This window comes from Micromonospora sp. ATA51 (genome assembly GCF_016802855.1).
GTDB lineage: Bacteria > Actinomycetota > Actinomycetes > Mycobacteriales > Micromonosporaceae > Micromonospora > Micromonospora sicca.
In genome coordinates this window covers 1-12,321 of the sequence record NZ_JAEVHJ010000203.1, presented here as the reverse complement: position 1 = coordinate 12,321, position 12,321 = coordinate 1, and the positions used below count along the sequence as shown (strand labels likewise).

Genomic DNA, 12,321 nt, shown 5'->3' with positions numbered 1-12,321 from the left:
GACCGCGACCTGGAACGAGCAGAACCAGCGCCCGGCGGTCTCGGTGACGGTCGCGGACAGGATCTTCGCGGTGCCCGCCTCGACCCGGCGGGCCAGCTTGCGCGCCGACTCGTGAGTCCGGATCCGGCCCAGCCGGGGCAGCACCACGTGCCGCCGGTCGGCGTCCACCCGGATCGCCCCGGTGGTGAACCGCACCGACCGGGCCGCGGCCCTGCCTTTGAACCGGGGCCAGCCCATCTTGCGGCCCTTACGCTTGCCGCTGCGTGACGCCGCCCAGTTGGCCAGCGCCCGGGCGAGCGCGTCCAGGCCGGTGTTGAACGCCTCCTTGGAGCATTCCCGCCACCACGGCGCCACCGGATGCTTGAGGTGGTTCCAGGTGCGCCGCAGGTCCGGCAGCGACCAGCCCTGCCACGGCGTCAGGTCCGCCTCAGCGACCCCGTAGGACGCCTCCGCCAGGCGCTGGGCCTTGACCGCGCTGAGCCGGCCGAGCATGTGGTTGAAGGCGAACCGGGCCGCCCCGGCGTGCCGACGCAGGCTCTGCTCGTCGGCCGGGTCCAGGCAGAACTTGTACGCCTGCACGGTCCAGCCCGCGGGGGCCTCGTACCGCTTCACCCGGCATCACCCGAGGTGGCGGCAGCCACCGCTCGCTCGGCCCAATTCGCCGCCGCCCGGCGGCCATACAGCCGGACGCACAGCGAGGTCAGGATCTCGGTCACGTCGCGGACCAGGTCGTCGTCCACCCCGGCCGGGTCGACCACGAGCAGCCGACGGCCCTGGGCGGTCAACGCGGCCTCGACGTACTCGGCGCCGAACCGGGCGAACCGGTCCCGGTGCTCCACCACGATCGTGGTCACGGCCGGGTCGCGCAGCAGCGCGAGGAACTTCTCACCGCGGCCGTTGAACACCGAGCCGACCTCGGTGACCACCCGCGCCACCGCAACGTTCCGCCCAGTGGCCCACGCGGTGACCCGGGCGACCTGCCGGTCCAGGTCAACGCGCTGGTCCGCCGACGACACCCCGGCAAATACCACCACGGTCTCGGCCGGGGCCGGGCCGGCAGGCGGCTCCACCAGGATCAGACCGCCGACCCGGCGAGCGGGCACAGGCAACTTGCCCTCCCGAAACCAGCGATACGCCGTTACCGGATGGACCCCTTCCCACCTCGCCCACTCCTTCAAATTCACCGCTGCACACCATCGCATACCGTCAACTCAACTATTGGAACCCCCTCCGTCACCAACGGGCGCTCGCCGACGGTGAGCCCGGGAGCCCACGTCAGCCGACCGGGCGGAAGCGACGCAGCCGCAGGCTGTTGGCCACCACGAAGACCGACGAGAAGGCCATCGCGGCCCCGGCGATCATCGGGTTGAGCAGGCCGGCGGCGGCGAGCGGCAGGGCGGCCACGTTGTAGGCGAAGGCCCAGAACAGGTTGCCCTTGATGATGCCGAGGGTCCGCCGGGAGAGCCGGATCGCGTCCACGGCGGCCGTCAGGTCACCGCGGACCAGGGTCAGGTCGGACGCCTCGATCGCCACGTCGGTGCCGGTCCCCATGGCCAGCCCCAGGTCGGCCTGGGCGAGCGCGGCGGCGTCGTTGACCCCGTCACCGACCATCGCCACCGTCCGCCCCTCGGCCTGGAGCCGCCGCACCACGTCCACCTTGTCGGCCGGCAGCACCTCGGCGATCACCTCGTCGACGCCCACCTCGGCGGCCACCGCCTTCGCGACCGTGGCGTTGTCGCCGGTCAGCAGCACCGGGGTGAGTCCGAGCCCGCGCAGCTGGGCGACCGCCGCCCGACTGGTCGGCTTGACCACGTCGGCCACCGCGAGGACCCCGCGGGCCCGACCGTCCCAGCCGGCCAGGACCGCCGTCCGTCCGGCGGCCTCCGCGTCGGTCACCGTCCGCACGACCTCCTCCCGTACGTGCATACCCCGCTCCCGCAGCAGCCGGAGCCGCCCGACCAGCACCTCGCGGCCGTCGACCGACCCGGTCACGCCGAGCCCCTCGACGTTGCCGAACCCGGTCACGGTGGGCAGCGCTCCCGCCTCGGCCGCGCCGGCGGCGACGGCCCGGGCGATCGGGTGCTCGCTGGCGGCCTCCAGCGCCCCGGCCAGCCGGAGCAGCTCGGCGGCGTCCTGACCGGCGGCGGGGAGCACGTCGACCAGGGTCATCTTCCCGGTGGTGACGGTGCCGGTCTTGTCCAGCACCACGGTGTCCACCTGCCGGGTGGACTCCAGCACCTCCGGGCCCTTGATCAGGATGCCGAGCTGGGCGCCCCGCCCGGTGCCGACCAGCAGCGCGGTCGGCGTGGCCAGGCCGAGGGCGCACGGGCAGGCGATGATCAGCACGGCCACCGCCGCGGTGAAGGCGGCCGTCGTCCCGGCGCCGGTGCCGAGCCACCAGCCAGCGTGCCCACGGCCAGGGCGATCACGATGGGCACGAAGACCCCGGAGATCCGGTCGGCGAGCCGCTGCACGGCCGCCTTGCCGGTCTGCGCCGCCTCGACCAGCTTCGCCATCTGGGCGAGCTGGGTGTCCCCGCCGATCCGGGTGGCCCGGACGAGCAGCCGGCCGCCCGCGTTGACGGTCGCGCCGACCACGGTGTCACCCGGCCGCACCTCGACCGGCACCGACTCGCCGGTGAGCATGCTGGCGTCGACCGCGGAGGCGCCCTCCTCGACGACGCCGTCGGTGGCGACCTTCTCGCCGGGCCGGACCACGAACCGGTCCCCGACCGCGAGCTGGTCGACCGGGACGCGGACCTCCTGGCCGCCACGGAGCACCGCCACGTCCTTGGCGCCCAGCTCCAGCAGGGCGCGCAGGGCGGCGCCGGCGGTCCGCTTGGAGCGGGCCTCGAAGTAGCGGCCGGCGAGGATGAAGACGGTGACTCCGGCCGCCGCCTCCAGGTAGATGTTGCCGGCGCCGTCGGTGCGGGTGATGTCGAGGCGGAACGGGTGGGTCATCCCGGGCATGCCGGCGTCGCCGAGGAAGAGCGCCCAGAGCGACCAGCCGAACGCGGCCAGGGTGCCCAGCGACACCAGGGTGTCCATGGTCGCCGCGCCGTGCCGCAGGTTGATCCAGGCGGCCCGGTGGAACGGCAGTCCGCCGTACACCACGACCGGGGCGGCCAGGGTCAGCGACAGCCACTGCCAGTAGTCGAACTGCCAGGCCGGCACCATGGCCAGCAGGACCACCGGCACGGCCAGGGCAACCGACACCCACAGTCGGGTACGCAGCCCGCGCAGCTCGTCCACCGGCTCGGCGGCGGCCGCCGACCCGGCGGGCCGCGGCGGCGGCGGTACGACGGCGGTGTAGCCGGTCTTCTCCACGGTGGCGATCAGGTCGGCCGGGCTGACCTCGTCGGCGTACCGGACGGTGGCCTTCTCGGTGGCGTAGTTGACGGTGGCCTCGACGCCGTCCATCCGGTTGAGCTTCTTCTCGATCCGGGCGGCGCAGGACGCGCAGGTCATGCCGCCGATCGCGAGTTCGATCAGGTTCGGGGCGACCGGCAGGGACTTGGCGGTCGATGTCATCGCGGCACCTCCTGTCAATTGTGCCCGTGACCGGGGGCGCCGTGCCCGGCGTCCGCGGTTGGTGCGGTGGTGGCGGCCGGCGCGCTGGTCGCCGGTGCGCCGGGTTCGCCGGCCACGACGGTGAACTCGGCGGTGTGCACCGCGTCGCCGTGCCGGAAGTCCAGGTAGAGGCGGTAGCTGCCGGCCGAGGGGATCTCGGCCGCGAATCGGATCTCCGGCCCGGCCGGGGTGCGCCCGTCACCGGGGGCGCCGTCCGGGTGGACGTGCAGGTACGCCAGGTCGCCCTGCCGCAGCGCCACCAGGTGCCCGTACGCCCCGAGGTAGGGCTGCAGGTCGGTGACCGGCTTCCCGTCCCGGCTGACGGTCAGGGTCAGCTCGGCGGTGCGGCCGGGCTGCGGGGCGCCGGCGAGGGTGACCGTGTAGCCGTCGACGGTGGTGCTGGTGGCGGGGGCCGGCAGCGGCCGGGGCTCCAGCGCGCCGGGGACGGTGACGTCGACGCCGAGGGTCAGCGCCTGCCCGCCGGTCGGCGTGAAGTCGGCGAACGCCCGCCAGACCCCGGGGCCGGCGAGCGGCGAGGCGACCCGCCAGGTGCCGTCGGCGGCCAACTCCGGGTGGACGTGCCGGAAGCCGGAGAGGTCGCGGCGGGCCACGATCAGGTGCATCCGCTTGTCGTGCGCCACGTCGTAGCGGGTGACCGGCGCGCCGTCCGGGCCGGTGATCCGGAAGGCGAACACGCCGGCCGGTGCGGTCACCGGCCGCATGGTGTAGCCGCGGTCGGAGACGAGCAGTCCGCCGGGCAGGTGGCTGGTGGTGGCGGTGCCGGTCGCGTGGTCACCGTCGGTGTGACCGGCGTCGGTGGCGTCGTGGCGGGTGGCGGCGGCGGGGGCGCCGGGGGCGGCCAGCTGGCCGACCCCGTACGTCGCGCCGAACACCGCCGCGAGGCCGAGGGCGAAGCCGCTCAGTTTCGTCGCCGTGTTCATCGTGATACCTCGGTTCCTTCGGGTCCGCGGACCCGTCACGCCCCGACGAGGTCGTAGCCGGCCTCGTCCACGGCGGCGCGGACGGTGTCCGGGTCCAACGGGCTCTCGCTGGTGACGGTGACCTGGCCGGAGGCCAGGTCGACCTGGACGTCGCTGACGCCCGGGATCGCGCCGACCTCGGCGCTGACCGAGCTGACGCAGTGCCCGCAGGTCATGCCCTGGACCTGGTAGGTGGTGGTGACCATCGCAACTCCCCTTCCGCCGTTCCCATGCTATCTCACGTTACCGGTACCCCCTTGGGGTATCCGGACCTGATCAGGACCGTACCATACCCCCGAGGGGTACGCTATCCTGGACGTCATGACCGCACCGACGACCCCGACCCGGGGCTACACCGCCAGCAAGGACCAACTGCTCGCGCGGCTCCGCCGCATCGAGGGCCAGGTCCGCGGCATCGAGAAGATGGTCGACGACGACCGGTACTGCATCGACGTGCTCACCCAGATCTCCGCCATCCAGGCCGCCCTCGACAAGGTGGCGCTCGGCCTGCTCGACGGACACGCCCGACACTGCATGCACGAGGGCGCCGCCGAGGGACGGGCCGACGAGATGGCCGGCGAGATGATGGCCGCCGTCGGCCGGCTGATGAAGCGCGGCTGATCGGCGGTCAACTGGGCGGGACCGCGCCCTCCCCGGCCCGGCGCATCCTCGACGAGCGGTACGCCCGCGGCGAGATCGACGAGGAGGAGTACCGCCGTCGTCGCGCCGGCCTGACGTGAACCGCCCGGCCCACCCCTGACGAGCGCGCTCCGGCCGGCCACGCCGGGCGCCCGGGCCGCAGGGGCGGACCGGACACCCGGCAGGTGGGACTCAGAGCCGGTCGAGGATCTTGTTCATGAGGTCGATCTCGCCCCGCTGGGCGGTGACGATCCGCTCAGCGAGCGCCCGGGCGTCCGGCTTGGCGCCGCTCGCGATCTCCTCCTGCGCCATGGTGATGGCGCCCTCGTGGTGGGCGATCATCATGGTCAGGAACTGCCGGTCGAAGTCGACCCCGGACGCCGCCTCGAGCTTCGCCAGGTCGGCGTCGGACATCATGCCGGGCATGCCGTGAGTCATCCCCGGCGTGCCGTGACCCGCGCTCGCCGACGGCGCCGGCGCGCCCCAGGCAGTGAGCCAGCCGTTCATGGTGGCGATCTCCGGCGCCTGGGCAGCCTTGATCTGCCCCGCCAGCTTCTTCACCTCCGGGTCGGCGGCCCGGCTGTCGGCCAGCTCGGCCATCTCCACGGCCTGCTGGTGATGCGGGATCATCATCCGGGCGAACATCACGTCGGCCTCGGCGAACGATGCCGAGCGCCCACGGTGGGCGTGCCGGCGCCGCCCATGCCCGGCATGTTGTGGCCGGAGCCGGACGTCGAGTGGTCGGCGTCGCCGCAGGCCGCCAGGGCGAGCGCGGCGAGAGCGGTCGCGCCGGCCAGGGCGGCACGACGCGCGATGGTACGAGTGAACACAGGAAAGACCTTTCGGTGTCGGAACGTACGCAGCGGACACGGGACGCGGGTCACCGGACGGCCACCCGCGTCGGGCGTCCTATCTGCGCAGCACCGACGCCGTCACCAGACGCAGTGCGAAGGGCCGGGGCGGCGGGGCCCGCGGTCCGCAGGCGGGTCGCGGCGATCCGCGGGCGGCCGTCCGACGGGCCGCGAACCGGCCCGCAGCAGCACGGCGACCAGCAGCGCCACGGCGAACGCGCCGAGCACCGCCAGGCAGACGCTCCACCCCGACCGGTCGTCCTTGGGACCGGTCAGCGGGAGCGCGCGGGCGTGGCAGCCGTCACCCGGGCAGTCGGCCACCGCCGCGGCGACGGTCGCGACCGCCTCGGCGAGGACCGCCGAAAGATCGAGGTGGTGCCCGGCGCGCTGCGTCTCGTGACCCGCCCGGTGCCCACCGGAGGCGTGCGCGCCGTGGCCGAGGGTGTGCATGGCGGCGAGCCCGACCAGCGTGCTGAGCAGCAGCAGGAGCCGGACCCACCGTCCGGGCGTCACCACCGCCTCCGTACGCACGGAGACCACGCTAACCTGCCGGGTCGTACCGGTCGGGAGGAATGGCCCGCTCCGCGCCGCGGAGCGCCGCCCGGCGGGACCGCCGGTCGGCCTGACTAGCATTCCCTGCGACGGCCCCGGCGACCGCCGCACCGGCGGACGCCTGTCCCGGCCCGGTGAACCGACCGGCCCGGTGACACGTACCTCGCCTGAGAACCGTTGGGAGACTCACCATGGGCGCCGACCACACCGGTCCAGCTCCGGCCGCCCCGCCGGGCGTACGACGGATCCTCGTCGCCACGGTGGTCCCGCTGTTCGTCCTCAGCGTGCTCGCCGCCCTGGTGCTCTGGCCCCGGGACACCCCGGCCCCGGAGCGCGCGGCCGACGTGCCGCGCTACCACGGCACGGTGACCCGGGTGGTCACCGAGCCGTGCCCGCCGGCGGCGGAGGTGCCGGAGGGCACCCCGGGTGGCTCCGCCGGGCCCTGCGGCACCGTCCGCGTGGCGGTCGAGCAGGGCCCGGACGCCGGCCGCCAGGTGGAGACCCCGATTCCCGTCGGCCCCGGCGCGCCCACCGTCGAGGTCGGCGACCGGATCGTCCTGGTGGAACTGGTGGACCCGGCCGACCCCGCGACGAAGAGCTACAACATCGCCGAGCACCAGCGGGGCAAGCCGCTGGTGTGGCTGGCGGCACTGTTCGCCGTCGCCATCGTCGCGTTCGGCCGCTGGCGGGGGCTGGCCGCGCTCGGCGGCCTGGTCGCGAGCTTCGCCATCCTGCTCGGCTTCGTGCTGCCGGGGATCGGCGCCGGCCAGCCACCGCTGCTGGTGGCGATCGTCGGCTCGGCGCTTATCATGTTCGTGGTGCTGTACCTGACCCACGGGATCACCGCGCAGACCTCGGTGGCGGTTCTCGGCACCCTCGGCAGCCTGGTGCTGACCGGTGTCCTCGGCACGCTCGCCACCGCCGCCACCCACCTGACCGGATTCGGCAGCGAGGACGCCACCACGCTGTCGATGTTCCAGCGGGACGTCGACCTGCACGGGCTGCTGCTGGCCGGCATCGTCATCGGCTCGCTGGGCGTGCTGGACGACGTGACGGTCACCCAGGCGGCCACCGTCACCGAGCTGGCGCACGCCAATCCGGGGCTGTCCCGGTTGCAGCTCTACCGCGCGGCCACCCGCGTCGGCCGCGCCCACATCGCCTCCACGGTCAACACCATCGTGCTGGCGTACGCGGGCGCCTCGCTGCCGCTCCTGCTCCTGCTCGTCGCCGACTCGCGGCCGGTGAGCGAGATCCTCACCAGCGAGTTCATGGCGCAGGAGATCGTTCGCAGCGCGGTGGCCACGATCGGCCTGATCGCCGCCGTACCCCTCACCACCGGCCTGGCGGCCGTGGTGACCACCGCCGGTCGGGGCGGCGCGGGGCAGCCCGCCGCGCCGGCGTCCCGTCCCCCCGCGGAGCCGGACGCCGCGCTGGCGGCGCTCAGCGCACCACGCAGCGGCGCGACCGGGGACGCCCACGGCGGCCGGACCGGACCGGGGAGGAGCACGGACACCGCATGGTGAAACTGCGCAGCGTGACCGCCCGCGCCAAACGCGATGCTGGTCACGGAGCTGGCCGTCGAATTACCGCTTTTAGTCGGCTTCCGGACGTAGATCCTCGGGAGGACTCTCGGGTAACCTCGCTGCCGGTCACCGCCGAAGGCGCGCAGCGGCGCCTGCGGTACCGCCGCCCAATCGCCGTACGGCGAACCGGGGAACCAGGTACATGGGGTGAATCCGCGCCAGCGGTAGGGGCCACTTCCGCCCCGAACCCGTCAGCTAACCCGGTCGGCGGTCGACGGAAGGGAACACTGTGACGGCACCCCTGCGCCGCTGGCTGACCCCCGTGGTGGCCGTGCTCACCGCGTTCACCATCGTCGCCGGCCCCGCGCCGGCGATCGCGGCGCCGACGACGCCCCCCACCCCCTCGGGGCACGAGGAGGACGCCGAGCCGAAGCTCATCACCGACGCCATCGAGGCCGCCAACCGCAACTACGTGCAGGCGAAGACCAAGCTGGCGAAGTCGAGGCAGCGCCAGCTCCAGCTCGCCTTGGAGGTACGCGCGGCGCAGCACCAGCTGGACGCCCTGCGCCCGCAGGTGTCCCAGATCGCGGCACAGTCGTACCGGACCGGCCGGATCGGCGCGGTGGCCATGCTGCTGGAGAGCAACGCCCCGGACTCGTTCGTCCGGCGGGCCGCCGCCCTGGACGAGCTGAACATGGTCAACGCGCAGAAGCTGGCCGAGGTCAACGCGGCGAAGAACCGCGCCGAACAGGCCAAGCTGGCGCTCGACGCCGAGGTGCGCGCCCAGCAGACGCTGACGAACGCGATGGCCCGGGAGAAAGTCGAGACGGAGAAGGCGCTCGCCCTGGTCGGCGGGAAGGGCTTCACCGGCGGCCTGGTCTCGGCCACCTCGCCGGTCGCCCGGATCGGCCCCGGCCGCACCGCCGACGGGGACTGGAAGCCGGAGTCGTGCAGCGAGAACGACCCCACCACCTCCGGCTGCATCACGCCGCGCACGCTGCACGCGTACAAGGAGGTGAGGCGGGCCGGCTTCAACCGCTTCGCCGGCTGCTACCGGTCCGGCGGGCCGTGGGAGCACCCGAAGGGCCGGGCCTGCGACTGGTCGCTGCAGAACAGCGGGTTCGCCCCCTGGCACAACAACGACACCCGGATGTACGGCAACAACGTCGCCGCATTCCTGATCCGCAACGCGGACCGGCTCGGCATCTACTACGTGATCTGGAACCGGCAGATCTGGTTCCCGGCGACCGGTTGGAAGTCCTACAGCGGGCCGTCCAACCACACCGACCACGTGCACATGTCGCTGCTCTGACCGACGACGTACCACGGCCGAGGGGCCGTCCCGCCGAACCGCGCGGGACGGCCCCTCGGTCGTCGTGTGCCGGTGGCGCGGCGTCAGCCGACGGCGGTGGGCGTGGGGTGCTCGACCTGGGCGGGCGGCCTGGTCGGCGCACCCGCCGGAACGGTGGCCACCGTCCGCACCTCGCCCGCGCCGAGCTGGTACGACATGCCGACCACCGCGCACCGCCCGGCGGCCACCGCACCGGCCAGGACGGGGGAGCTGGCCAGCAGCGCCTCGACGGTCTGCGCGATGTGGATGTCGACGATGCCGTCGATGTCCTCGACGCCCTCCGCCGCCGCCCGGCGCAGGCTGGGCACCACGGCATCGACCACCGCGCCGAGGTGCCCGGCGGGGGTCCTGCCGGTGGTGACCGCCTCCTTGGCGGCCTGCACCGCGCCGCAGGAGTCGTGCCCGAGCACCAGCACCAGCGGGGTGCCGAGCACCGTCAGGGCGTACTCGACGCTGCCGAGCACCTCGGGACCCGTCGTGTGGCCGGCGGTCCGGACCACGAAGAGGTCGCCCAGGCCGCGGTCGAAGATGATCTCGGCGGCGAGGCGGGAGTCGGAGCAGCCGACGATCACCGCGAAGGGGTGCTGGCCGTCGGCGACCGCCGCCCGGTGGCCGGCATCCTGGTTGGGGTGGCGCGGAACGCCCGTGACGAACCGCCGGTTCCCGGCGTGCAACTCGGCGAGTGCCTGCTCCGGAGTGGTCGGGGTCAATTCCCTCACCTCGTCCTCGCGCGAAACGACCTGGTCAGCCGGGCCGGCGGCGCAGGCGGCCTCGGCCCCAACCGTCACACGCAGCCGAAGGCACGTCAAGATTTACGTGATACGGATTTCATACGTTGACTGGGACTTGACCGCGGGACGAGTGCGGCCACCACGGCCGGGACCGCCCCGCCTCGCCGGGGCGAGGGCAGGGCCGGAAACGCGAACGAAGGGCCATACGATGACGCACATGGCGACGACAGCAGGCCAGAACGGGAGCAGCCGGAACTGGACATTCCTCACCAACCACGGGCACGTGCTGCTGGCCATCGCGCGAAACCCCACCGCCCGGCTGCGCGACGTCGCCGACGAGGTGGGGGTGACCGAACGGGCCGCCCAGGCCATCGTCGCCGACCTGGAGGCGGGCGGCTACCTGCGCCGCACCCGGGTGGGCCGGCGCAACGAGTACACGATCAACCCGAGCGGCCACTTCCGCCACCCCGCCGAGGCCGACCAGCAGGTCGGCGCCCTGCTCGCCCTCTTCACCGCCGAACCCGCCACCGGCTCCTGAGCCGGCCGCGCGGCGACACGGCGGCGGGCCGCGGTCGGGCGGGCCCGCCCGTCACCGCGCGACGGGCACGACGACGGTAATCTCACCGCGTGCGCGACAGCTTGCGGCCGGACGGAACGACTTTGCGCGCCCGTACCGGACACCGGTCTCGGGCGGTCCTCTGTGGAGCGGCGGCGGTGCTGCTCGGCACCCTGCTGGTGGCCCCGCCACCGGCGTCGGCGGCGACGCCGAAGTGCGGCCGGCCCGGCGCCCCGGCCCGACCGAGGCCCCGTGGGCGCTGCGCCGGCTCGACCCCTCGTCGGCGTGGCGGATCACCCGGGGCGAGGGCGTGACCGTGGCCGTGGTGGACTCCGGCGTCTCACCCACCCACCCCCTGCTCAAGGGCCGGGTGCTCGGGGGTGACGACTTCAACGGCCTGGCCCGGCTCCGGGGGCAGTGCGACCTGGCCGGCCACGGCACCATCGTGGCGGGCATCATCGCGGGCCAGGAAGGCACCGGCACGCCGTACAGCGGCATCGCGCCCGAGGCGCGGATCCTGCCGGTACGGGTGCTGGCCTCCACCGAGCGCACCACCGACGAGGCGCTCCCCGGCGAGATCGCCAAGGCGATCCGGTGGGCGGTCGACCAGGGCGCCGACGTGGTCAACCTCTCCCTCGTGACGCTGGACCGGCCGGAGTTGAAGGACGCGATCGCCTACGCGCTCGGCAAGCGGGTCGTCGTGGTGGCCGCCGCCGGCAACCGGCAGGAGAACCAGCAGGACCAGCCGGCGTACCCGGCCGCGTACCCCGGGGTGATCGCCGTGGCGGGAGTCGACGCGCAGGGCGGCCACGTCGGCACCTCGGTCGCGGGCGACTACGTCGACATCGCCGCACCCGGGCTGGACATCGTCGGCCCGGCGCCACAGGGGGCGGGCTACCTCGCCGAGCCGCAGGGCGGCACCAGCTTCGCCGCCGCGTACGTCTCCGGGGTGGCCGCGCTGGTCCGCGCCGCCCACCCGGAGCTCACCCCCACCGACGTCGCCTTCCGGCTCACTCGGACGGCCGACAACCCGCCCGACGGGCACAACGCCGAGGTCGGGTACGGGGTGGTGAACCCGTACCGGGCGGTGACCAGCCTGCTCGGCACCCGGACGGACCCGCCGCCCGGCGCGATGGCGGAACCCGTCCCGCCGGCCGACCCGCTGGCCTGGCAGCGGACCGTGGCGATCTGGACGGCCGCGGTCGGCGCGCTGCTGGCGGGCGTCCTGCTGGCGGTCCGGCCCGTCCTGACCCTCGGCCGCCGGCGGGGCTGGCGCCCCGGACGCCGCTCGACGCCGCTCGACGCCTGACCGTCCACACCTGGCGGTCGACACCGGACGGCCGACACTGGACGGAACCGCCCGCGACCGGCGCCTGGCCACGTCTCCGTGGCCGGCACCGGTCGGCGATCAGCGCAGGATCCCCGGCGTGCCGCCGGTGTCGGCACCCCAGATGTCCTCGTCCTCCTCCAGCCAGGTGTTGCGGGCGGTGTCCTCCTCGCCGTACCCGGCGCCGCCACCGTGGCCCATGCCGGCCACGCCGCCCCGGGCGCCGGCGCCCCGCGCACCAC

14 protein-coding genes, 1 pseudogene and 1 riboswitch are annotated in these 12,321 nt (G+C 74.3%); of the genes and pseudogenes, 6 read left to right on the top strand and 9 right to left on the bottom strand.

Features of this window, described 5'->3' with window-relative positions:
* From JNW87_RS25725 to JNW87_RS25705, 5 genes and pseudogenes are all read right to left on the bottom strand, one after another.
* Positions 1-612, bottom strand: a 612-nt coding sequence (locus JNW87_RS25725) for a helix-turn-helix domain-containing protein (RefSeq protein WP_238454564.1), incomplete at its 3' end; no start/stop codon positions are given.
* On the bottom strand, positions 609-1,184 hold the full coding sequence (locus tag JNW87_RS25720; RefSeq protein WP_238454563.1) for an IS607 family transposase: 576 nt from the start codon (positions 1,182-1,184) through the stop codon (positions 609-611). The genes JNW87_RS25720 and JNW87_RS25725, both read right to left, overlap by 4 nt.
* Positions 1,185-1,275: 91 nt before the next feature.
* Positions 1,276-3,530: pseudogene (locus JNW87_RS25715) on the bottom strand (heavy metal translocating P-type ATPase).
* A gap of 14 nt (positions 3,531-3,544) precedes the next feature.
* The gene (locus tag JNW87_RS25710; protein WP_109800802.1) at positions 3,545-4,510 is read right to left on the bottom strand and encodes a hypothetical protein; all 966 of its coding nucleotides are present in this window, start codon (positions 4,508-4,510) and stop codon (positions 3,545-3,547) included.
* Positions 4,511-4,545: 35 nt separating this feature from the next.
* Positions 4,546-4,755, bottom strand: a complete 210-nt coding sequence (locus JNW87_RS25705) for a heavy-metal-associated domain-containing protein (RefSeq protein WP_109800803.1) — start codon at positions 4,753-4,755, stop codon at positions 4,546-4,548.
* Between the two features lie 115 nt (positions 4,756-4,870).
* On the opposite strand from JNW87_RS25705, the gene JNW87_RS25700 reads away from it, so the two are divergent.
* Both JNW87_RS25700 and JNW87_RS25695 read left to right on the top strand, forming a co-directional pair.
* The gene (locus tag JNW87_RS25700; RefSeq protein WP_109800804.1) at positions 4,871-5,170 is read left to right on the top strand and encodes a metal-sensitive transcriptional regulator; all 300 of its coding nucleotides are present in this window, start codon (positions 4,871-4,873) and stop codon (positions 5,168-5,170) included.
* Positions 5,080-5,289 carry an SHOCT domain-containing protein gene (locus JNW87_RS25695; RefSeq protein ID WP_238454565.1) on the top strand — a complete coding sequence of 70 codons (210 nt, stop codon included), beginning with the start codon at positions 5,080-5,082 and terminating at the stop codon, positions 5,287-5,289. The genes JNW87_RS25700 and JNW87_RS25695 overlap by 91 nt, the downstream gene beginning before the upstream one ends.
* A 91-nt stretch (positions 5,290-5,380) precedes the next feature.
* Here the strand turns inward: JNW87_RS25695 and JNW87_RS25690 are convergent, their stop codons facing one another.
* The 3 genes from JNW87_RS25690 to JNW87_RS25685 all read right to left on the bottom strand — a co-directional run bounded on the left by JNW87_RS25690 (position 5,381) and on the right by JNW87_RS25685 (position 6,570).
* Entirely contained in the window at positions 5,381-5,821 is a 441-nt protein-coding gene (locus JNW87_RS25690; RefSeq protein ID WP_309234045.1) for a DUF305 domain-containing protein, read from the bottom strand.
* Positions 5,822-5,832: 11 nt separating this feature from the next.
* The gene (locus JNW87_RS40830; protein WP_309234043.1) at positions 5,833-6,018 is read right to left on the bottom strand and encodes a hypothetical protein; all 186 of its coding nucleotides are present in this window, start codon (positions 6,016-6,018) and stop codon (positions 5,833-5,835) included.
* A 102-nt stretch (positions 6,019-6,120) separates the two neighbouring features.
* Positions 6,121-6,570, bottom strand: coding sequence for a hypothetical protein (locus JNW87_RS25685; RefSeq protein ID WP_238454562.1), 450 nt, complete (start codon positions 6,568-6,570; stop codon positions 6,121-6,123).
* 212 nt (positions 6,571-6,782) lie between these two features.
* On the opposite strand from JNW87_RS25685, the gene JNW87_RS25680 reads away from it, so the two are divergent.
* Entirely contained in the window at positions 6,783-8,114 is a 1,332-nt protein-coding gene (locus JNW87_RS25680; RefSeq protein ID WP_109800807.1) for a YibE/F family protein, read from the top strand.
* Positions 8,115-8,268: 154 nt separating this feature from the next.
* Positions 8,269-8,399: riboswitch (cyclic di-AMP (ydaO/yuaA leader) on the top strand.
* A 4-nt stretch (positions 8,400-8,403) separates the two neighbouring features.
* Positions 8,404-9,426: a hypothetical protein gene (locus JNW87_RS25675; protein WP_109800808.1), complete on the top strand. Its 1,023-nt coding sequence runs from the start codon at positions 8,404-8,406 to the stop codon at positions 9,424-9,426.
* 83 nt (positions 9,427-9,509) lie between these two features.
* On the opposite strand, the gene JNW87_RS25670 is transcribed toward JNW87_RS25675, so the two are convergent.
* Positions 9,510-10,175 (bottom strand): carbonic anhydrase, encoded by a 666-nt coding sequence (locus JNW87_RS25670; RefSeq protein ID WP_109800809.1) that lies wholly within the window; start codon positions 10,173-10,175, stop codon positions 9,510-9,512.
* Between the two features lie 229 nt (positions 10,176-10,404).
* On the opposite strand from JNW87_RS25670, the gene JNW87_RS25665 reads away from it, so the two are divergent.
* Both JNW87_RS25665 and mycP read left to right on the top strand, forming a co-directional pair.
* Positions 10,405-10,734 carry a MarR family winged helix-turn-helix transcriptional regulator gene (locus JNW87_RS25665; RefSeq protein ID WP_109800810.1) on the top strand — a complete coding sequence of 110 codons (330 nt, stop codon included), beginning with the start codon at positions 10,405-10,407 and terminating at the stop codon, positions 10,732-10,734.
* Positions 10,735-10,966: 232 nt separating this feature from the next.
* Positions 10,967-12,061, top strand: coding sequence for a type VII secretion-associated serine protease mycosin (gene mycP, locus JNW87_RS25660; RefSeq protein ID WP_238454561.1), 1,095 nt, complete (start codon positions 10,967-10,969; stop codon positions 12,059-12,061).
* Positions 12,062-12,321 lie beyond the last annotated feature (260 nt).

Excerpts from the sequence above, each read along its gene's own strand:
- JNW87_RS25710 (WP_109800802.1), bottom strand. The coding sequence starts at position 4,510 with ATGAACACGGCGACGAAACTGAGCGGCTTCGCCCTCGGCCTCGCGGCG.
- JNW87_RS25705 (WP_109800803.1), bottom strand. The coding sequence starts at position 4,755 with ATGGTCACCACCACCTACCAGGTCCAGGGCATGACCTGCGGGCACTGC.
- JNW87_RS25665 (WP_109800810.1), top strand. The coding sequence starts at position 10,405 with ATGACGCACATGGCGACGACAGCAGGCCAGAACGGGAGCAGCCGGAAC.
- JNW87_RS25680 (WP_109800807.1), top strand. The coding sequence starts at position 6,783 with ATGGGCGCCGACCACACCGGTCCAGCTCCGGCCGCCCCGCCGGGCGTA.
- JNW87_RS25690 (WP_309234045.1), bottom strand. The coding sequence starts at position 5,821 with ATGATGATCCCGCATCACCAGCAGGCCGTGGAGATGGCCGAGCTGGCC.
- JNW87_RS25700 (WP_109800804.1), top strand. The coding sequence starts at position 4,871 with ATGACCGCACCGACGACCCCGACCCGGGGCTACACCGCCAGCAAGGAC.